The sequence below is a fragment of the uncultured Marinobacter sp. genome, from assembly GCF_947259545.1.
Classification (GTDB): domain Bacteria; phylum Pseudomonadota; class Gammaproteobacteria; order Pseudomonadales; family Oleiphilaceae; genus Marinobacter.
This window is the reverse complement of the sequence record NZ_CAMYMK010000007.1, coordinates 571,723-591,170: the sequence shown is the minus strand read 5'-3', so window position 1 is coordinate 591,170 and position 19,448 is coordinate 571,723. Positions and strand designations below refer to the sequence as shown.

The window sequence follows — 19,448 nt, the reverse complement described above, 5'->3', positions numbered from 1 at the left end:
TTATGGCAGGACTGATCAATATTGGTCTGACAGGCGTCCTTAGCCACCAGGCGGCGCTGAACACCACTGGCAACAACATTACCAATGCCAACACGCCCGGTTACAGTCGGCAGGAAGTCCAGTTCGAGACCCAGCCGGGGCAGCAAACCGGGGCCGGGACTATTGGCAGTGGGGTCAGCATCTCCAATATCCGGCGGCTGGCCAATGAGTTCCTCACTCAGCAGGTGCGTGAAGACACCACGCTGAACGGTGAGCAGCAAACACTGAATTCCGAGCTGACCCGCCTCGACAACCTCCTTGGAGGGGAAACGACCGGGCTCAGCGGTGCGCTGAACAACTTTTTTGCCAGCCTGCAGAACGCCGCGGAAGATCCGGCCTCGTTACCGCAACGCCAGCTTGTTCTGAGTGAGGCGCAGCAGGTGGTCAATCGCTTTCAGGCCCTGAACCAGGAGTTCATTCAACAGCGCGAGTCTGTGAAAACCCAGATGCAGCAGGGGGTGAAAGACGCCAACACTCTGTTGAAGAGTATTGCTGAGCTGAACCTGGCTATTTCCGAATCCCCGGGGATTGCCCAGGGAAAAATGCCGAATGAATTGCTGGATAAGCGTGACGAGGCACTCAGGGAACTGTCGAATCTGGTGGGTATCAAGGTGACCCAGGCCGAGGGAAGTCAGGTCAATGTGGCATTGAATAATGGCCTGGCGCTGGTCGTTGGCAGCAATGCCGCACAGTTCGGTACCCGTGAGAGTCCTTCGGAGCCAACCTCGCTGGAATTTACCCTGACCAATGGCGGACGCACCCTGGCGGTGGATGAGCAGATCAACGGTGGCAAGCTTGGCGGGTTGCGCCGATTCGAGGCCGAGGCTCTGAAGCCCGCTTTTGATGAACTGGGCCGAGTTGCTATTGCGCTGGCGGATACCATGAACCATCAGCATGAGATCGGTCTCGATCTTGAGGGTGAGCTGGGTGGCCTGTTCTTCACCGACGTTAATAACATTGCGGCACAGCGCGGCCGGGTGGTGGCCAATGCCAACAACCTGGCGCCCAAGGATGCGCAACTGGCGGTCGAAATTACCGATAGCTCGCTGCTGGAATCAGGAAGCTGGTCCCTTCAGTTCAGTGGGGATGGCCGCAGTTACGAGCTGATCGAAAGCGAGACGGGAAAGATTGTGAATCAGGGTAGGTTGCCGGACCCGGTGAACTCAGAGATCTCCATGCCCGGATTCAACATTCGCATCGAAGGTGGCACTTTTAACGCCGGCGACAAATATCTGATCCAGCCGACGCGACACGCTGCTGCTAACTTTGGCCTTGAAGTGGAACGGGAAGAAGACCTGGCGTTCGCCAGTCCCGTTCGTGCCGAATCGGATCTGGGCAACAGCGGCACTGCGCAGATCAATCAGGGCAAGATGCTGAATGTCCGTAACCCTTTTACCAACTCGCTGTTACCGGGTTTCCGGACCGAGGGGGAACTGACCAACGGCCCTCTCGAGGTCGAGTTTGCTGACGATGGCGCTGGCAACCTTGTATTCAGCGTCTTCGACAATAACGGCGATGCCATTATTGCTGACAAGCCGTACCAGAGCGGGATCTCCAACAAGTTGTTCAGTGAAGACCCCAGTGACGGTGCGGAGTACCAGGGCTTCCAGTTTGAAATTTCCGGTAACCCGGAAGTTGGTGACGTGTTCACCATTGATTTCAACCAGAACGGTGTATCCGATAACCGCAACGCCGAGTTCCTGGCGGCGCTGGGTACGGCCAACACCATGAACAACGGCACCCAGAGCTTCACCGAGGGCTACGCCGGGGTGGTGGAGGCTGTCGGTGTGAAAACCCGCCAGAGTCAGCTGGACAAGGATGCCAGTCAGACGCTGCTGGAGCAGTCAACCAACCAGCGGGAATCGGTGTCGGGCGTCAATCTTGATGAGGAAGCCGGTAGGCTCATTCAGTACCAGGCTGCCTATAACGCCTCGGCCCAGGTTATGAGTGTGGCTCAGGATTTGTTTACGACACTGTTGCAGACTTTCCGGTAACAGGGGGTAGGTGAGATGATCAGAATATCGTCACAGCAGGTTTTCTCCGGTGGCATCAACCGCCTCCAGGACCTTAATGTTGGTCTGAACAAAACGTCCGAGCAGATATCCACTGGTAAGCGGGTGAATCGGCCTTCCGATGATCCCGTGGCGGCGGCCCGTATCCTCAAGCTTGATCAGGAGCTTGCCCGTGTGGATACCTATCAGCGTAATGCCCAGCTTGCGGATAACCGCCTCAAGCAGGAAGAAAACGCCCTGGCCAGTTCCATTGATGTGGTTCAGCGGGTCAGGGAGCTGACGGTCCAGGCAGGTAATGGATCGCTGAGCCAGAATGACCGTAATTCCATTGCTTCGGAGCTGAAGGAGCGGTTGGATCAGTTGGCCACGATTGCCAATACCAAAGACGCCTCGGGTGAGTATATCTTCAGCGGTTTTCAGGGCAATCAGCAGGCGTTCACAAAGAATGTGTCCGGGGATTGGGTTTACCGTGGTGATGAAGGTCAGCGCGTGCTGGAAATCGATGACGGTGTCACCGTTCCGATCAGCGACCATGGCAAGGGTATTTATGTGGATGTGCAGGCAGCCGAACCCACGTTCTTTGCCGAGGCGTCGTCTACCAATACCTCCGGGGCGCGGATCAGCTCCGGAATGGTGGTGGATCGTGCTGAATTCGACCTGGTGTATCCGGATGACATTTCGATATCCGTGGTTGATGACGGTGCCGGCGGCCTGGAGGTGCAGGCCTTTAACCGACGCACGGACGACCCCCTGGTTGTGGATCCCCCGGCGTATACCAGTGGCGGAAGCTTTGAGGTGGCCGGTGCTCAGGTGGAGATCTTTGATGCTGCCATCGGTGACGAATTCACCCTGAAAACAGCCCAGAAGCAGTCGATGTTTACCTCCATTGAAAAACTGATCTACGGCCTTGAAAACATCGACAAGTCGGCACCGGGTGGCCAGGAGGCTTACGATGACCTGATTGGCAATTCCCTGACCAATCTGGACTTTGCCCAGGAAAGCATTATTCAGAAACAGACCGAGTTGGGTGGGCGAATGAATGCGGTGGAATCTACTCAGTCTTTCCTGGAAGACTCCTCGGTTTACAGCAACGAAATCCGTTCACAACTGCAGGATGTGGATTATGCCGAAGCGATCAGTAACCTGAGCTTCCAGAGCTTTGTGTTGCAGGCCGCGCAGCAGTCATTTGCCCAGGTTTCGCGCCTGTCGCTGTTCGATCGTTTATAAAAAAGGCCGCCGGAACAAGGAAGTCCGGCGCTTGTTATTGCTTTCAGAGTAAACCTCAGTATAATCCCCACCACTCTCCGATGGCGGCGTGGTGAAATTGGTAGACACGACGGATTCAAAATCCGTTGGGGTAAAACCCGTGGCGGTTCGAGTCCGCCCGCCGCTACCACTTACAAGCCGCTCGATGCGGTGTCGTGAACAGTCCATCCAATGAACGTCTCCGATTTCCACTTTGATCTGCCGGATGAACTCATTGCCCGGTATCCTCTCAAAGAACGTAGCGCATCCCGCCTGTTGAGCCTGAACGGCTTGTCCGGGGATACCGAACACCTCCAGTTCACTGATTTGCCAGACCTGCTTCAGCCCGGCGACTTGCTGGTATTCAATGATACGCGAGTGATTCCCGCGCGCCTGTTTGGTCGCAAGGAAACCGGCGGGCAGGTGGAAGTGCTGGTCGAGCGGGTACTGGGTGAACACGAGATCCTGGCCCATGTGAGGGCGTCCAAGGCCCTGAAAACCGGCCAGAAGGTCCTGCTTGAAGATGGCACCGCGTTACGGATGACGGGGCGCGACGATGCGCTGTTTCACCTCTTCTGTGACAGCGATGAGGCGGTGCTGGACGTTCTGGAGCGCATCGGTCACATGCCATTGCCGCCCTATGTGGATCGCCCCGATGAGTCCTCGGATCGTGAACGTTACCAGACGGTGTATGCCCGTGAGGCAGGCGCGGTTGCGGCTCCGACGGCGGGGTTACATTTTGATGAACCAATGCTGGAGCGGCTGAAGGCCCGCGGCGTGGACGTTGCCTGGGTCACCCTTCATGTCGGGGCGGGCACCTTTCAGCCGGTACGAGTGGATCGTATTGAAGACCATGTCATGCACAGTGAAGTGGCCCATGTACCGGAGCAGACGGTCGACGCTGTCAATCGTACCCGTGCCCGTGGTGGCCGGGTGGTAGCGGTTGGTACCACATCGGTACGTTCGCTTGAATCAGCCAGCCGTGGCGGGGTGCTGCGACCATTCCGTGATGAGACCGATATCTTTATCCATCCGGGGTACCGTTTCCAGACCGTTGACGCCATGATCACCAACTTCCATTTGCCGGAGTCCACGTTGATCATGCTGGTCAGCGCGTTTGCCGGATACAACAATGTCATGGCGGCCTACGCTGAAGCCGTGCGGGAGAAGTACCGCTTCTTCAGCTATGGCGATGCCATGTTTATTACGGGCCAGGAGCCCAGCCTCGGTATGCTGAAAGGTTATGCTGGGGAAACCAGTCAGGAAAGCGGAGTGAAATCGTGAGCCAGTCCTGCTTTATGTCGTTTGAAAAGCTCGGTGAAGACGGCCGTGCCCGCCGGGGGCGACTGACCTTTCCGCGCGGAACCGTTGAGACGCCGGCGTTCATGCCAGTTGGGACCTACGGTACCGTCAAGGGGATGTTGCCGCGGGATATCAAGGAGATCGGAGCCGAGATCATTCTGGGCAATACCTTTCACCTGATGCACCGGCCCGGCACCGAGGTGGTGAAAGCCCACGGGGATCTCCATGATTTTACTCAGTGGCATGGCCCGATTCTGACCGATTCTGGTGGGTTCCAGGTGTTCAGCCTTGGTGACATGCGCAAGATTACCGAAGAGGGCGTCACCTTTCGCTCGCCGGTTGATGGTTCACCGGTCAAGCTCAACCCCGAGATCGCGATGCAGGTTCAGCGTGATCTTGGGTCGGACATTGTGATGATCTTCGATGAATGCACGCCATACCCCGCCACGGAAAAGGAGGCGAGGGAATCCATGGAGATGTCACTGCGCTGGGCCGAGCGGAGTAAGCAGGCTCACGAGGGGAATCCGGCGGCACTGTTCGGTATCGTCCAGGGTGGTATGTATGAATCCCTGAGGGATCGCTCCCTGGACGGACTGACCGACATCGGTTTTGATGGCTATGCCATCGGTGGTCTGTCGGTGGGTGAGCCCAAAGAGGATATGATTCGTATCCTTGATCACTTGCCGCCCCGTATGCCGCAGGACAAACCCCGTTACCTGATGGGCGTAGGGCGGCCGGAAGATATTGTTGAGGCCGTTCGTCGCGGTGTGGACATGTTCGACTGTGTCATGCCAACCCGGAATGCCCGTAATGGCTACCTGTTTACGTCCACCGGGATCGTGAAAATCCGTAACGCGAAGAACCGTCACGATACCGGGCCTCTGGACGAGCGGTGCGACTGTTACACCTGCCAGAATTTTTCGAGAAGTTATCTGCATCATCTCGATAAGTGTGGAGAAATGCTTGGTTCCCAGCTGAACACAATCCACAACCTCAGGTTCTACCAGAACCTGATGGCTGGATTGCGTGGCGCAATTGAAGCAGGTACATTGTCGGACTTTATCAGCGACTTCTACGCCCGCCGAGGGGAAACTGTGCCGCCGCTGGCGGACTGACGACCTTCATCCAGGCAGGCCGAATTCATATTTGAACAGTTATCTGAAACCACGGAGATATTGAATGAACACTATCAAGCTGCTCGTTGCTGCATTTATCGCCGCCATGCCGTCGCTGGCGCTGGCACAGGATCCGGGTGCCCAGGGCATGGGTGTGATGGGGCAGGTTATCTTTTTCGCCGGCTTCATCCTGATTTTCTACTTCCTGATCTGGCGCCCGCAGTCCAAGCGCGCGAAAGAGCATAAAGCCCTGATGTCCGGTCTGAACAAGGGTGATGAGGTCGTGACATCCGGCGGTGTTGCCGGTCGTATCACCAAGGTGACTGACGATTTCATCGTGGTTGAAGTCGCTGACAATGTCGAAATCAAGGTTCAGAAAGTGGCCGTAGCTGCTGCCCTGCCTAAAGGCACCCTGAAAGATATCTGAGCTGGCTAATAGGAAACCCATGCTGAACAAGTACCCGCTCTGGAAAAACCTGATTATCCTGATCGCCCTGGTGATCGGGTTTGTCTATGCATTACCCAACCTGTTTCCTGACGATCACGCGGTACAGATTACCGGCGCGAGGAGCAGTACCGAGATCAACGAGAACACACTCAACCGCGCGGTTGAGGCCCTCCAGTCTGAAGGAATTGAGATCAAAAGCAGTAATCTGCAGGATCGCAACGGGTTGATCCGGGTACTGAACGGCGAGGATCAGCTCAAGGCGCGCCCGATTGTTCAGAATGCGCTGGGCAGGGACTACCTCGTGGCCCTGAATATGGCGCCGTCCACTCCGGACTGGTTGCGCAGCCTCGGCGCAGGCCCCATGAAACTCGGCCTCGACCTCCGTGGCGGCGTTCACTTCCTGCTGGAAGTGGACATGGAAACCGCGGTGGAGCAGCGCCTTGAAGCCCTGTCCGGGCAGATCAAGCGAGAGCTCCGGGAAGAGCGGATCCGCTACCGTGGTGGTGACCTTGAGGGGCGGGAAATCGTCCTGAGTTTCCGTGACGAGGGCGCCCGCGGCGAAGCCTTTGACCTGGTCCGTGATCAGTACAACCAGTTCCTGCTGGACGAGCAGACCGATGGTGACGAGTTCAAGCTGGTCCTCTCCCTGTCCGAGCAGGAAGTGAAAGCAATCCAGGACTATGCCCTGGAGCAGAACCTGACAACGATCCGGAACCGTGTAAACGAACTGGGTGTGGCCGAGCCGCTGGTCCAGCGCCAGGGTGCGGATCGCATCATCGTGGAGCTGCCAGGGGTTCAGGATACCGCGCAGGCGAAACGTGTTCTGGGGGCGACTGCCAATCTGGAGTTCCGTCTCGAGGCAAGGCAGGATGCGCCGTCTTCCGAAACTGAAGTCTTCCCGTTTCGTGATCAGCCGCAGCGTACCGCGCGTCTTGAGCGGGAAATCATCGTCACCGGTAACAATGTATCCAATGCCCAGCAGGCCTTTGATGAAAACGGCCAGCCGCAGGTCAACATCACCATGGATTCGGTGGGTGGCGATCTGATGAACCGGGCGACCCGCAATGCGATCAAGCGTCGGATGGCGGTGCTGTTTATCGAATATCGCACTGAGACCGAGGAAAAAATGGTCGATGGTGAGATTCAAACGGTAGAAAACCGGGTCGTCGAGAAGGGTATTATCAGTCTCGCAACGATCCAGTCCGCGCTCGGTAGCAGCTTCCGGATCACCGGTCTGGATTCCATTCCGGAGGCAGCGGAACTTGCCCTGTTGCTGCGGGCAGGCTCTCTGGCCGCGCCGATGTATTTCGTGCAGGAACGGACCATTGGCCCCAGCCTTGGTCAGAAGAACATCGACGCCGGCATGATGTCCGTGGCTCTTGGTTTCGCGCTGGTACTGATCTACATGGCGCTCTACTACCGGGGCTTTGGTCTGATCGCCAACGTTGCTCTCACGCTTAACCTGATGATGTTGATCGCCTGTATGTCGATCCTGTCGGCGACACTGACGCTGCCGGGTATTGCCGGTATTGTCCTGACGGTCGGTATGGCGGTAGACGCCAACGTACTCATCTTCGAGCGTATCAGGGAAGAACTGAAAACAGGGGTGCCCCCGCAGTCAGCCATTAACTCGGGTTATTCCCGGGCCTTTGTGTCCATTGTTGATGCCAACATCACGACGTTGTTGGTGGCGGTTATCCTGTTCGCCATGGGCTCCGGCCCCGTGAAAGGCTTCGCCATTACCCTGTCACTGGGCATTCTCACATCGATGTTCTCGGGGCTGATGGTCAGCCGCAGCATCGTGAATTTCGTTTACGGTGGTCGCAGGATTCAGAAGTTGTCGATCGGGGGGAAGCTGGCTAATGTCTGATGCGCAGAGAAAGCCAATTGATTTCATGGGCGTGCGGAAGATTGCTTCCGCCGTCTCCATAGCACTGATTATTGTCTCTATCGCCCTCCTGGCCGTCCGTGGACTGAACCTGGGTATGGATTTCACCGGCGGTACGTCGGTTGAGCTGGAGTATCAGGAAGCGCCAGCGCTGGGTGATATACGGAGCCAGCTGACGGAAGCTGGCTACAGCAACTTTGTGGTGCAGAACTTTGGTGCCGACACCACGGTGCTGATCCGGATGCGGGAATCCGGAAACGACAAACTTGGCCGGGAAGTGGTTGGCGCGCTGACCAGTAGTGGTGCTGAGCTTGAGCTGGTGAGTTCGGAATTCGTTGGCTCTCAGGTTGGTGAGGAGCTGAGGGAAGACAGTGGCCTGGGGCTGCTGCTGGCGCTGGCTGTGGTGTTGATCTATGTCGGCATGCGCTTCCAGTTCAAGTTCGGGATTGCCTCCGTACTGCCACTGGCCCACGATGTGATTATCGTCCTGGGTGTGTTTTCGCTGTTCCAGTGGACGTTTGATCTGTCGGTGCTGGCAGCATTGCTGGCGGTGATTGGTTACTCGCTGAACGATACCATTGTGGTGGCGGACCGAATCCGGGAAAACTTCCGTAAAATGAGGGAAGGGGATTCCTGGCACATCATTAACGAATCCATCCATCAGACCATCAGCCGTACCATTAACACGTCCGGTACTACCTTGGTGGTGTTGTTGGCGCTTTACTTCTTTGGTGGCGAGGCGATCAATAACTTTGCCCTGGCACTGATGATTGGTGTGGTCGTCGGTACCTATTCATCGATCTACGTGTCCGCCAACATGTTGATGGTGCTGAACATCTCTCGTGAAGACCTGATGGTCCCCGCAAAAGAGGGGGTCGTTGGCGAGGAAGAGCAGGAGGAGCCACCGGAGTGGCTCAACCGGATGTGATCGGCAGCGATCTCAGGCACAAAAAAGCCGCAGCCCATACGGGTTGCGGCTTTTTTCGTTTCTGCTGAAAGGCTGCCAGAGACTAGCGCGGCAGGCGTCCACGGAACGGGTGGAGGACTTTCAGCACTTCCCGGAAAAGCTTCGGGTTGGCCACGACCAGTTGCCGTGCTTTTTCGGTGGACGGGTTGCCGGAAAAGTCACCGGTCAGGGCGCCGGATTCCATGGCGAGCGTGACGCCAATGTCCAGGTCCGCAGTTTCCGGTTTGAAAATGATAGCGGCATCCAGATGTCCGGCGGACACACGTGCAATGTCCAGAGCCACGCACCCTGAGGTGCGGAACATGCCGGATTCCCGGGCAATCATGGAAGCCATTTCACCCCAGAGCAGGGGATCATCACCAGTACGTGCCTGATCGAGCAGATTGCTGCAAACGGCAGACTGTTGGATGTGCTTGATGTCACTGGTGCGTACCCGGCGGCTGTTCAGTGCGGCGCCGTGGCCACGGCTGGCGGAGTATTCCTCGCCGGTAATCGGGTTGACCAGCAGCAGGTTTTCTGCCCGGTTGTTCTTTTTCTGGACCAGTGCCAGGGCAAAGTCCGGAATGCCGCGCAGGAAATTGTCACGCCCCAGGAGCGGGAATATATGCCAGCTCTTTTCACTGCCGTTGGCGTCTGATTCGCCCATGGGTGCGATGGTGTGGTCTTTGTAGGCTTTTTCGAGCTGTTCCGTGAAGTTGTCGTAGATAGACGTTTCCACACGTTCCAGTTGGCCGCGACGATCGGACTGGTCCTTGCCGCTGGGTTCCTGGCGCTCGAAATGTGCTTTCAGATAGTCAGACCCCTGACGCGCTACGCGCAGAGCCATTTTAATTGCTGGTTGCATCTAAGTGATCATTATCCGGGTGTGTGAAGGTCGCGTATGATAGCAAAATAAACCCCCGCTTGTATGTTTTTTACCTCAGCAATGTCACGGATAACAGAGGGTTTCGGGATGTCCGGAGAGGCAAGGGCGAGGTAAAATCTGCTATGATTGCGATCTCCAAGTCATTGATAGAGACCATGCCCCATGCATAAATCTGCACTTCCCCAGGAAGGCAACGACACGTTTCAGGATCAGGTTCGGATCGTCCTGGTCGAAACCTCCCACTCGGGAAATATCGGTGCAGTGGCACGTGCCATGAAGAATATGGGGCTGGGGAACCTCTGGTTGGTGAATCCGGCTTCGTTTCCCGATGAGGCGTCCTATGCGCGGTCTTCCGGTGCGTCCGATGTGCTTGATAAGGCCCATGTGGTGTCTTCACTGGACGAAGCCATTGCCGATTGTGTTTTGGTGATGGGTACCAGTGCGAGGGGGCGGAAGGTTCCCTGGCCAGTGATTGCGCCGCCCGATGCGGCCATGAAGGCGTCAGAGCATGCATCCGCCGGCCCGGTTGCCCTGGTGTTTGGTCGTGAGAATCATGGGCTCAGTAATGATGAGTTGCAGCGCTGTCACTTCCATATCCATATCCCGTCCAATCCGGACTACAGTTCCCTGAATCTGGCGATGGCCGTTCAGGTTGTCTGCTACGAATTGCGCATGCATTACCTGCGGGGGCTTGAAGGAGGCGAAGGCAGCCCATACCTAAAAGCCATGACTGCGCCGGGTGATGCCGGTTGGGATGTTCCTCCCGCACCGGTGAACGATGTGGAGGGTTTTTTCGCGCACCTTGAGCAGGTGCTTGTGGATATTGACTTCCATCGCCGGGAAAACCCGCGTCAACTGATGACCCGTTTGCGCCGCCTTTTTCAGAGGGCCAGACTGGATCAGATGGAAATCAATATTCTCAGAGGCATCCTGACGGCGGTGCAGAAATCTTCGGCAGGCAACGCCTCCCCTGAGATTGCTTCAGAGGCTGATGAAGCCGCCACTGGCCGGGAATAAAGATCATGTTTGAACGATTAAGGGAAGATATTGGCAGTGTGTTCCACCGGGACCCCGCCGCCAGAAATACGTTTGAAGTGTTGACCAACTATCCGGGGCTGCACGCGCTGCTTTTCCACCGTTTTTCGCACTGGTTATGGAGTCTGGGCCTGAAATGGCTGGCCCGAACCATCTCAACCGTGGCGCGCTGGCTTACCGGTGTGGAAATACACCCGGGCGCAACCATTGGTCGACGATTCTTTATCGACCATGGAATGGGGGTGGTCATCGGCGAAACGGCTGTGATTGGTGACGATGTCACCCTTTATCAGGGTGTGACCCTGGGCGGAACCAGCTGGAACAAGGGTAAGCGCCACCCCACGATCGGTAATGGCGTTGTGGTGGGTGCCGGAGCCAAGATTCTCGGGCCGTTCGATGTGGGTGAAGGCGCCAAAATAGGCTCGAACTCGGTGGTGACCAAAGCAGTTCCAGCGGGTGCGACGGTTGTTGGTATTCCTGGTCGGGTCATTGTGAAGCGCCCGCCGGTTGAAGAGGGCGACGAAACACGCCGTAAGGAAATGGAGGAGCGCATGGGCTTCGACGCCTATGGCGTGACCGAAGAGATGCCGGACCCTGTCGCCCGGGCCATGCGCAGTTTGCTGGATCATATGCACGCAGTGGATGACCGCATTGAGAACATGTGCAAGGCACTGCGAAAGGTCAACAGCGAATACCAGAATGGTGAGCTGCCCCCGTTGCAGGAAGAGGATTTTGACTGCGTCCGGGAGGATCAGCCTGAGGACAAGTGAATACTTGACTGTTTTGGTGGGTCAATTCATACTCGGCGCTGTGAATTCTGATTCATTCCCTTGTCGGGGTTGAGACTATGAAACTGACCACCAAAGGCCGCTATGCCGTTACGGCGATGCTGGATCTCGCCCTTCACGGGGATCAGGGGCCGGTCAGTCTTGCGGATATTTCAGCCCGGCAGGAAATCTCCCTCTCGTATCTCGAGCAACTGTTTTCCCGTCTGCGCAGGCATAAGCTGGTCGTCAGTATTCGTGGGCCTGGCGGTGGTTATCGCCTGAGTCGTGATGCTGGGGCCGTGTTCATTGCCGAGGTGGTGGATGCGGTCAGCGAGTCCCTGGACACAACACGTTGTGGGAATAAGGGCGATTGCCAGAATGGCGAGAAATGCCTGACCCATCACCTGTGGTCGGACCTGAGCGATCAGATCCACCAGTTTCTCAGCGAGATCAGTCTTGCTGACCTGATGAAAAAACGGGAAATCCAGATGGTGGCGGATCGACAGGATCGCCGTCAGTCTGATGCTGACTCCCAGACGATCAACACCGAGCGCCTGACAGAGCAGTCGCCGGCCTGAACCCAATTAATCTGATACCACTATGAAGAAGCCCGTCTATCTGGATTACGCGGCGACGACGCCCGTTGATCCTGCTGTTGCTGAAGAGATGGTCAAGTACCTGACCCTCGATGGGGTATTCGGAAACCCCGCCTCCCGTTCCCACGTCTATGGCTGGCAAGCCGAAGCGGCAGTCGAGAATGCCCGCAAGCAAGTGGCAGGGCTGATCCATGCCGACCCCCGGGAAATCGTATGGACGTCCGGAGCAACAGAGTCAGACAACCTTGCCATCAAAGGTGCGGTGTCCGGGAAGCATGGGGCCCATGTCATCACGTCGATGATCGAGCATAAAGCGGTGCTGGATACCTGCAAGTGGCTCGAGGGGCAGGGCGTTGAAGTGACCTGGCTGAAGCCGCAACCGGATGGTCGCATTGATCCGGAGCAGGTCGAGGAAGCGATCAGGCCGGAAACCGTGCTCGTCAGCCTGATGATGGTGAACAATGAGCTCGGTTGTGTCACTGATATCGCCACTATCGGTCGCCTGTTGCGAGAGCGCGGGATACTGTTCCACGTAGATGCGGCCCAGGCGGCCGGGAAGATGCCGGTGGATGTGACAGCTATGCCGGTTGACCTGTTGTCGCTGTCCGGCCACAAGGTCTATGGCCCCAAAGGTGTGGGGGCGCTGTATGTCCGCCGTTCACCGGACGTGAAGATTGATGCCCAGATTCACGGTGGTGGGCACGAGCGAGGCATGCGGTCCGGGACATTGCCGACTCACCAGATTGTCGGCATGGGCACCGCGTTTGCCCTGGCCGCGGATCTGCTGGATGACGATATGGCAGCGCTGGAGGCACTGAGGTCCCGTTTTCTGGATGGGCTTTCCGCTCTGGATGGCGTGTCTTTCAATGGCAGCGCTGATGCGCGGGTCCCGGGAATCATGAATCTGTCGTTTGCCGGTGTTGATGCTGAATCCCTGATGCTTGGCTTGCGGGAGCTGGCCGTGTCTTCGGGATCGGCCTGTGCATCGGCGACCATCGAGCCCTCGTTTGTGCTCCGTGGAATAGGGCTTGATGATGAACACGCCCACCGCGCCCTGCGATTCTCGCTCGGGCGGTTCACCACGGAAGAAGACGTCGACTTTGCGACGTCACAAATCATTGAAGTTGTTGGGCGTCTCCGTTCCGTGCGGTAGGCAGTAGCCTCCGGACTGCGTATAATCCCAACCCTGAATTTTTAACCTGAACCCATACTGGAGAAATGACATGGCAAATGAGCGCACGCTCTCGATTATCAAGCCCGACGCAGTAGCAAAGAATGTGATCGGTGAAATCTATACCCGTTTTGAGAAAGCCGGTCTCAACATCGTTGCTGCCAAGATGATGCACCTGACCCAGGAGCAGGCGGAAGGCTTCTACGCTGAGCATAAAGAACGTCCTTTCTTCAACGACCTGGTTGCTTTCATGACCTCTGGTCCTGTTGTGGTTCAGGCTCTGGAAGGCGAAGGCGCCATCCTGAAGAACCGCGACCTGATGGGCGCGACCAACCCGAAAGAAGCCGAAGCCGGTACTATCCGTGCCGACTTTGCGACTTCTATTGACGCTAATGCCGTACACGGTTCCGATTCTGCCGCTTCCGCAGAGCGCGAAATCGCATACTTTTTCAATGACAGCGAAATCTGCCCGCGCGGTTGATTTTGTTGCCGAAGCGGGGGATGTTCTCCCGCTTCGGATTGGTTATCTGATCGAGGTTATGAAATGACAGCGGCCGCTGAAAAAACCAACCTGCTGGGGATGCCGAAAGCCAAGATGGAGGCTTTCTTTGAAACCCTGGGGGAAAAGCGTTTCCGTGCCACCCAGGTGCTGCAGTGGATTCACCAGCGGGGTGCTGATGACTTCGATCAAATGACCAATATGAGCAAGGTCCTGCGGGAAAAGCTCAAGGAAGTCGCCGAAATTCGCGGGCCGGAGGTGGTCTATGACGAGACCTCCAAGGACGGTACCCGCAAATGGGTGATGCGTATGGACAACGGCAACAGCGTTGAAACCGTACTGATTCCCGATGGCGAGCGGGGCACTCTGTGTGTGTCTTCCCAGATCGGTTGCAGTCTTGATTGTACCTTCTGCTCGACCGGCAAGCGCGGCTTCAACCGCAACCTGACGGCTGCCGAGATCATCGGCCAGGTATGGGTGGCCCGAAAGGCCTTCATGCCGTTTGAGCCGGGCCCGGATCGCCCAATTACCAACGTGGTGATGATGGGTATGGGGGAGCCCCTGCTGAACTTCGAAAACGTCGTCGACGCCATGAATCTGATGATGGAAGACCTGGCTTATGGTATATCGAAGCGCCGGGTGACTGTCAGCACTTCCGGTGTGGTGCCTGCCCTCGACCGACTGGGCGAGGTTACAGATGTTTCACTGGCCATTTCGCTCCATGCCCCTAATGATGAGTTGCGTAACCAATTGGTGCCATTGAATAAAAAGTACCCGATCGCGGAATTGCTGGCAGCGACAAAGCGGTACCTGGCCCGGTTGCCGGACAAGCGCAAAGCCACCATCGAGTACACGGTGATCGAAGGAGTGAATGATCAGCCTGAGCACGCCCGTGAACTTGCGAAGATTCTTCGCGGTCTGCCCTGCAAGATTAACCTCATTCCTTTCAATCCGTTCCCGGAAAGTGACTTCCGTCGCCCGAAAATGTCTGCGACCCGGCGGTTTCAGAACATTCTGAATGAAGCAGGTTATATTTCGACCGTGCGCACCACACGGGGAGATGATATTGACGCCGCGTGCGGCCAGCTGGTCGGACGGGTTGAGGATCGGACCAAGCGCAGTCAGCGTTACATAGCGGTTCAGCAGGTTAACCCCTGACTGTATTGAAACGAACAGACAAGGTGAGGAATTGAGAACCGTGGCATTTACTCCAGTGATTCGTGTCCGTGCGGTGTTGGCCGTTGTACTGGTAATGTTCTTCGTCTCAGGTTGTGTCACGGTTTCCGACAGTCGCTTTTCCCGTGAAGAGGACCGCGACAAGGCGGTCCACAACTATGTGCAGCTCGCAACCGCCTACATTGGCCAGGGTAATCTGGACCGCGCAGAGAAACATTTGGATCGCGCCCTGACATTGTCGCCGGATGATCCCGGTGCACTTTCCGCCATGGGACTATTGCTTAACAACGACGGTGAGCCGGAGTTGGCTGAAAAATCCTTCCGTAACGCTCTTTCCAGTGACGGGGACTACACTCGGGGCCGTGTCTATTATGGTGCCTTCCTGTATGGTGAGCAGCGTTTCGAGGAAGCCCGTGATCAGTTCCTGATGGCGTCGAAGGACACCAAATATGAAGACAGGGCCTCGGTTTTCTTTAACCTGGGCATGAGTGAAGAACGTCTGGGCAATAATGACTCTGCGGTTGCTGCCTACCGTCGCTCGGTGGAATTGTCGAGAGGGGATGCGAAATCCCTGTTGGCACTCTCCCGAACACTGGTGAAGGAGGGGGATTATTCATCTGCCTCTCGTTATTACGACCGCCTGATCAGGCTTATGCAAAAGAATCCGAGATACCGGCATTCTCCTGAAAGCCTGTTCACCGGTATCCGGATTGCCCGCTATTTTGATGAGCGGGATCGGGAATCCAGTCTTGCTCTCCAACTGAAGAATAACTTCCCGGAGTCAGTCGAATACCAACAATATAAGGTGCTGATTTCTAATGACTAGTGAAGAAAGCTCTCAACAATCCGCCGGTGAGTCGGCAGGTAGTCTGCTCAGGCAGGGCAGGGAAAAGAAGGGCCTGAGTGTATCGGATATTGCGGATTCTCAACATCTCCGGCCCGCCGTTATACAGGCGATAGAAGATGGTGACTATCAGCAGATTGACAGTGAGCTTTTCCTGAAAGGCTATGTCAGGGCCTATGCAAAACAAGTAGGGCTGGAAGCTGATTCGGTGGTTGCGATCCTGGACAAGGAACTGGAGCCTCTTCGTCTGAGGAGAGCTGAGGCACTGGAAGCGAACCCACTGGTCGATATTGAGCGCCGGCGTCGGCAAAAACGTCGTTTTGCAAAGATTCTGATTGTATTGGTTGCGCTGCTGGTGGCCGCCTATCTGGTGTTCCGATTTGTTGACGACGGCTCAGTAGGCACCGAGGCTACACCGAATGGAGAGCAGGAGTCAGGCGACCTTCAGGAACCGGAAGGCGGGCTCACTGTCGATAATGAAACCGAAATATCGACCGGCGAATTAGACCAGCCCGCGCTGGACGCGGATTCCGGCGAGCCGGATGAAGTACCTGCGACCGACGTGGTCGAGGGAACGTACTCCCTTCCGGAATCGGGCGGGGACGACACCGGAACAGAAACGCCGGTAACGGCTCCCGATGACGCAGTAACTGTTAGTGAGCCGGAAGAAGTCGCGGAACCTGCGGTGACTGATGCCGCTGATTCCGCGTTGGAAGAGAGCTCCCCGGAATCGGAGGCCATTGGCACCGGTCGCCTGCAGGTGACATTTTCCGGTGACTGCTGGATTCGGGTTACCGACGCTGCAGGCATCAGGCTGGTAAGCTCCATCCAGCAGGAAGGGGATCGTATCGATGTTTCCGGAAAGATGCCGTTGAATGTGGTGATTGGTGCTGTAAACGCGGTCGCTGACATCAGTTTCCAGGGCGAACCGGTTGATTTGTCGGATTATCCGGTTGTGAACAACCGTGCCCAGTTCACGCTGGAAATCTGAATCTCCCGAACACACTAATGTTGGTTAGCACGAGATGAAACAGGAATCTCCGATTAAAAGACGTCAATCCCGCCAAATCATGGTGGGCAATGTGCCGGTAGGTGGTGATGCGCCGATTGCTGTTCAGAGCATGACCAATACCAACACTTGCGATGTGGAAGCTACCGTTGGACAGATTCAGGCATTGCAGGAAGCCGGGGCCGATATTGTCCGGGTTTCGGTGCCCAGCATGGAGGCGGCCGAAGCGTTCGGCCAGATTCGCTCCCGCGTATCCCTGCCGCTGGTGGCGGATATCCACTTTGACCACAAGATTGCCCTGAGAGTCGCCGAGCTTGGTGTTGATTGCCTGCGAATCAACCCGGGGAACATTGGTCGTGATGATCGGGTAAGCGCCGTTATAAGCTCCGCACGGGATCGTGGTATTCCGATCCGGATTGGCGTTAATGCCGGCTCTCTGGAAAAGGCGCTGCAACGCAAATACGGTGAGCCGACGGCGGAGGCGCTGGTGGAATCCGCCATGCGTCATATCGATATCCTGGACCGTCACGATTTCCAGGACTTCAAGGTCAGCCTCAAAGCATCGGAAGTGTTTATGACGGTGGCGGCTTATCGTCAGATCGCTTCCCAGATAGAGCAGCCATTGCACCTTGGGATCACCGAAGCCGGCGGTTTCCGTTCTGGCACGGTTAAATCATCCATTGGCCTCGGGATGCTGCTGATGGATGGTATTGGCGACACGATCCGGGTTTCCCTGGCTGCTGATCCGGTGCAGGAAATCAAAGTTGGCTACGATATTCTGAAAAGTCTCCGCCTGCGCAGCCACGGTATCAATTTTATCGCCTGCCCGAGCTGTTCCCGCCAGAACTTCGATGTAATCCAGACCATGAATGACCTGGAAGCCCGCCTGGAGGATGTGAACACCTCCCTGGATGTGGCGATTATAGGCTGTATCGTGAATGGTCCCGGCGAAGCAAAAGTTGCGGATATCGGTTTGACCGGGGGTAGCCCCAAGAACCTGTTTTATATGGACGGCAAGCCGAACCAGAAACTGGATAACTCGACCCTGACAGAAGACCTGGAGCGTCTGATCCGGGAAGAGGTCGCGCGCCGCAAGGAACAGGAAGACGCGATTATCGCCCGTTCCGGTGAGTAATCGGCTACCGTCCCATTCAATGATTCGAGATTAAGGGTTTAACTTGGCTAAGATTCAGGCAATTCGCGGGATGAACGATATCCTGCCGGATCAGACTCCCGTATGGCAGTTTGTGGAAGGCAAGGTTCGTGAGGTTCTTTCCGGGTATGGCTACCAGGAAATCCGTATGCCCATCGTGGAGCAGACGGATCTGTTCAAGCGTTCCATCGGTGAAGTGACCGATATTGTCGAAAAGGAAATGTATACCTTCGAGGACCGCAACGGCGATAGCCTGACGCTTCGCCCCGAGGGTACTGCAGGCTGTGTGCGTGCTGCGGAAGAGCATGGTCTGCTTTTCAACCAGACTCGCCGGCTCTGGTATACCGGCCCGATGTTCCGCCATGAACGGCCCCAGAAGGGGCGTTATCGCCAGTTTCACCAGATCGGAGTGGAATGTTTCGGGATGAGCGGGCCGGATATTGACGCCGAGCTGCTGATTCTGACTGCGCGACTCTGGAAGGAGCTGGGGCTGGAAGCTCACACCCGGCTGGAAATCAATTCCATTGGTACTTCGGCTGCCCGTCGGGAATATCGCGAGGCTCTGGTCAGCTATCTGTCCGGGTATCGCGACCAGCTTGATGGCGACAGCCAGCGTCGCCTCGAGAGCAATCCGCTGCGAATCCTGGACAGCAAGAGTCCCGACACCCAGAAGATTCTGGAAGAAGCTCCGAAGCTGGATGACTATCTGGATGAGGAATCCCTGGAGCACTTCCGTCGTCTGCGGGAGCTGCTGGATGCGGCCGGAATAGCGTACACCGTAAACCCCCGGCTGGTTCGTGGGCTGGATTATTACGGCAAGACGGTCTTTGAGTGGATTACCGATAGCCTGGGCGCGCAAGGCACTGTCTGTGCGGGTGGCCGTTATGATGGACTGGTGGAGCAGCTGGGGGGAAAGCCCACGGTTGCGGTCGGTTTTGCCATGGGTCTGGAGCGGCTGATCCTGCTGCTGGAAACGCTGGAATTGATCCCCGACTACGTCAACGCCAATGCCGATGTCTACGTTACGGCGATGGGCGATCAGGCCGTTCCAGTGGCGTTGGGGCTGTCAGAATCCCTGAGGCAGGCTTTGCCTGGCAAGGTTATTGTCACTCACTGTGGTGGCGGTAGCTTCAAGAGCCAGATGAAGAAAGCCGATCGCAGCGGAGCCCGTTATGCGGTCATTCTTGGCGAAAACGAAATTAACAGCGGCACCGTTGGTCTGAAACCCCTTCGTTCCGATGAAGGGCAGCAGGAGCTGGGGCAGACCGAGCTTGCCAATACACTGGATAAATTGCTGGGCGCCTGATCGGCGCACCC

Annotated in this window: 18 protein-coding genes and 1 tRNA gene; 18 read left to right on the top strand and 1 reads right to left on the bottom strand. The window is 56.5% G+C overall.

All coding sequences use genetic code 11. The features are described 5' to 3' along the window. Nucleotides 1-2 precede the first annotated feature (2 nt). From flgK to secF, 8 genes are all read left to right on the top strand, one after another. Nucleotides 3-2,033, top strand: a complete 2,031-nt coding sequence (gene flgK, locus Q0Y21_RS10480; protein WP_297794759.1) for a flagellar hook-associated protein FlgK — start codon at nucleotides 3-5, stop codon at nucleotides 2,031-2,033. Nucleotides 2,034-2,048: 15 nt separating this feature from the next. Continuing rightward, nucleotides 2,049-3,278, top strand: coding sequence for a flagellar hook-associated protein FlgL (flgL, locus tag Q0Y21_RS10475; RefSeq protein WP_297794756.1), 1,230 nt, complete (start codon nucleotides 2,049-2,051; stop codon nucleotides 3,276-3,278). Between the two features lie 82 nt (nucleotides 3,279-3,360). After that, nucleotides 3,361-3,447 (top strand) — tRNA-Leu (locus tag Q0Y21_RS10470). Nucleotides 3,448-3,488: 41 nt separating this feature from the next. Then, nucleotides 3,489-4,580 (top strand): tRNA preQ1(34) S-adenosylmethionine ribosyltransferase-isomerase QueA, encoded by a 1,092-nt coding sequence (gene queA, locus Q0Y21_RS10465; RefSeq protein ID WP_297794753.1) that lies wholly within the window; start codon nucleotides 3,489-3,491, stop codon nucleotides 4,578-4,580. Between the two features lie 14 nt (nucleotides 4,581-4,594). Beyond that, nucleotides 4,595-5,713: a tRNA guanosine(34) transglycosylase Tgt gene (gene tgt / locus Q0Y21_RS10460; protein WP_297795407.1), complete on the top strand. Its 1,119-nt coding sequence runs from the start codon at nucleotides 4,595-4,597 to the stop codon at nucleotides 5,711-5,713. A 148-nt stretch (nucleotides 5,714-5,861) separates the two neighbouring features. Next, nucleotides 5,862-6,140 carry a preprotein translocase subunit YajC gene (gene yajC / locus Q0Y21_RS10455; RefSeq protein ID WP_297795404.1) on the top strand — a complete coding sequence of 93 codons (279 nt, stop codon included), beginning with the start codon at nucleotides 5,862-5,864 and terminating at the stop codon, nucleotides 6,138-6,140. A gap of 19 nt (nucleotides 6,141-6,159) precedes the next feature. Further along, complete coding sequence (secD, locus tag Q0Y21_RS10450; protein WP_297794751.1) at nucleotides 6,160-8,031, top strand: protein translocase subunit SecD; 1,872 nt, start codon at nucleotides 6,160-6,162, stop codon at nucleotides 8,029-8,031. Beyond that, nucleotides 8,024-8,977, top strand: coding sequence for a protein translocase subunit SecF (secF, locus tag Q0Y21_RS10445; protein ID WP_297794749.1), 954 nt, complete (start codon nucleotides 8,024-8,026; stop codon nucleotides 8,975-8,977). Before secD ends, secF begins: the two co-directional genes overlap by 8 nt. A gap of 82 nt (nucleotides 8,978-9,059) precedes the next feature. On the opposite strand, the gene Q0Y21_RS10440 is transcribed toward secF, so the two are convergent. Further along, nucleotides 9,060-9,860 carry an inositol monophosphatase family protein gene (locus tag Q0Y21_RS10440; RefSeq protein ID WP_297794748.1) on the bottom strand — a complete coding sequence of 267 codons (801 nt, stop codon included), beginning with the start codon at nucleotides 9,858-9,860 and terminating at the stop codon, nucleotides 9,060-9,062. Nucleotides 9,861-10,043: 183 nt separating this feature from the next. Between Q0Y21_RS10440 and trmJ the strand changes: the two genes are divergently transcribed. From trmJ to hisS, 10 genes are all read left to right on the top strand, one after another. After that, a complete protein-coding gene (gene trmJ, locus Q0Y21_RS10435) occupies nucleotides 10,044-10,898 on the top strand; it encodes a tRNA (cytosine(32)/uridine(32)-2'-O)-methyltransferase TrmJ (protein ID WP_297794745.1) in 855 nt (284 codons plus the stop codon). Nucleotides 10,899-10,903: 5 nt separating this feature from the next. After that, on the top strand, nucleotides 10,904-11,686 hold the full coding sequence (gene cysE, locus Q0Y21_RS10430) for a serine O-acetyltransferase (RefSeq protein WP_297794742.1): 783 nt from the start codon (nucleotides 10,904-10,906) through the stop codon (nucleotides 11,684-11,686). A gap of 77 nt (nucleotides 11,687-11,763) precedes the next feature. After that, nucleotides 11,764-12,261 (top strand): Fe-S cluster assembly transcriptional regulator IscR, encoded by a 498-nt coding sequence (gene iscR / locus Q0Y21_RS10425; RefSeq protein WP_297794739.1) that lies wholly within the window; start codon nucleotides 11,764-11,766, stop codon nucleotides 12,259-12,261. Nucleotides 12,262-12,283: 22 nt separating this feature from the next. Further along, nucleotides 12,284-13,432, top strand: a complete 1,149-nt coding sequence (locus tag Q0Y21_RS10420; protein WP_297794736.1) for an IscS subfamily cysteine desulfurase — start codon at nucleotides 12,284-12,286, stop codon at nucleotides 13,430-13,432. A gap of 70 nt (nucleotides 13,433-13,502) precedes the next feature. Then, entirely contained in the window at nucleotides 13,503-13,931 is a 429-nt protein-coding gene (gene ndk / locus Q0Y21_RS10415) for a nucleoside-diphosphate kinase (protein ID WP_297794732.1), read from the top strand. 63 nt (nucleotides 13,932-13,994) lie between these two features. Further along, complete coding sequence (rlmN, locus tag Q0Y21_RS10410; protein ID WP_297794729.1) at nucleotides 13,995-15,107, top strand: 23S rRNA (adenine(2503)-C(2))-methyltransferase RlmN; 1,113 nt, start codon at nucleotides 13,995-13,997, stop codon at nucleotides 15,105-15,107. 94 nt (nucleotides 15,108-15,201) lie between these two features. Further along, nucleotides 15,202-15,951 (top strand): type IV pilus biogenesis/stability protein PilW, encoded by a 750-nt coding sequence (gene pilW / locus Q0Y21_RS10405; protein WP_297795401.1) that lies wholly within the window; start codon nucleotides 15,202-15,204, stop codon nucleotides 15,949-15,951. Further along, on the top strand, nucleotides 15,944-16,960 hold the full coding sequence (locus Q0Y21_RS10400) for a RodZ domain-containing protein (protein ID WP_297794727.1): 1,017 nt from the start codon (nucleotides 15,944-15,946) through the stop codon (nucleotides 16,958-16,960). The genes pilW and Q0Y21_RS10400 overlap by 8 nt, the downstream gene beginning before the upstream one ends. A 34-nt stretch (nucleotides 16,961-16,994) precedes the next feature. Continuing rightward, nucleotides 16,995-18,113, top strand: a complete 1,119-nt coding sequence (gene ispG / locus Q0Y21_RS10395) for a flavodoxin-dependent (E)-4-hydroxy-3-methylbut-2-enyl-diphosphate synthase (protein WP_297794724.1) — start codon at nucleotides 16,995-16,997, stop codon at nucleotides 18,111-18,113. 43 nt (nucleotides 18,114-18,156) lie between these two features. After that, nucleotides 18,157-19,437 carry a histidine--tRNA ligase gene (gene hisS / locus Q0Y21_RS10390; protein WP_297794721.1) on the top strand — a complete coding sequence of 427 codons (1,281 nt, stop codon included), beginning with the start codon at nucleotides 18,157-18,159 and terminating at the stop codon, nucleotides 19,435-19,437. The last annotated feature ends 11 nt before the right edge of the window (nucleotides 19,438-19,448 follow it).

Excerpts from the sequence above, each read along its gene's own strand:
- flgK (WP_297794759.1), top strand. The coding sequence starts at position 3 with ATGGCAGGACTGATCAATATTGGTCTGACAGGCGTCCTTAGCCACCAG.
- flgL (WP_297794756.1), top strand. The coding sequence starts at position 2,049 with ATGATCAGAATATCGTCACAGCAGGTTTTCTCCGGTGGCATCAACCGC.
- queA (WP_297794753.1), top strand. The coding sequence starts at position 3,489 with ATGAACGTCTCCGATTTCCACTTTGATCTGCCGGATGAACTCATTGCC.
- tgt (WP_297795407.1), top strand. The coding sequence starts at position 4,595 with ATGTCGTTTGAAAAGCTCGGTGAAGACGGCCGTGCCCGCCGGGGGCGA.
- yajC (WP_297795404.1), top strand. The coding sequence starts at position 5,862 with ATGGGTGTGATGGGGCAGGTTATCTTTTTCGCCGGCTTCATCCTGATT.
- secD (WP_297794751.1), top strand. The coding sequence starts at position 6,160 with ATGCTGAACAAGTACCCGCTCTGGAAAAACCTGATTATCCTGATCGCC.
- secF (WP_297794749.1), top strand. The coding sequence starts at position 8,024 with ATGTCTGATGCGCAGAGAAAGCCAATTGATTTCATGGGCGTGCGGAAG.
- Q0Y21_RS10440 (WP_297794748.1), bottom strand. The coding sequence starts at position 9,860 with ATGCAACCAGCAATTAAAATGGCTCTGCGCGTAGCGCGTCAGGGGTCT.
- trmJ (WP_297794745.1), top strand. The coding sequence starts at position 10,044 with ATGCATAAATCTGCACTTCCCCAGGAAGGCAACGACACGTTTCAGGAT.
- cysE (WP_297794742.1), top strand. The coding sequence starts at position 10,904 with ATGTTTGAACGATTAAGGGAAGATATTGGCAGTGTGTTCCACCGGGAC.
- iscR (WP_297794739.1), top strand. The coding sequence starts at position 11,764 with ATGAAACTGACCACCAAAGGCCGCTATGCCGTTACGGCGATGCTGGAT.
- Q0Y21_RS10420 (WP_297794736.1), top strand. The coding sequence starts at position 12,284 with ATGAAGAAGCCCGTCTATCTGGATTACGCGGCGACGACGCCCGTTGAT.
- ndk (WP_297794732.1), top strand. The coding sequence starts at position 13,503 with ATGGCAAATGAGCGCACGCTCTCGATTATCAAGCCCGACGCAGTAGCA.
- rlmN (WP_297794729.1), top strand. The coding sequence starts at position 13,995 with ATGACAGCGGCCGCTGAAAAAACCAACCTGCTGGGGATGCCGAAAGCC.
- pilW (WP_297795401.1), top strand. The coding sequence starts at position 15,202 with ATGTTCTTCGTCTCAGGTTGTGTCACGGTTTCCGACAGTCGCTTTTCC.
- Q0Y21_RS10400 (WP_297794727.1), top strand. The coding sequence starts at position 15,944 with ATGACTAGTGAAGAAAGCTCTCAACAATCCGCCGGTGAGTCGGCAGGT.
- ispG (WP_297794724.1), top strand. The coding sequence starts at position 16,995 with ATGAAACAGGAATCTCCGATTAAAAGACGTCAATCCCGCCAAATCATG.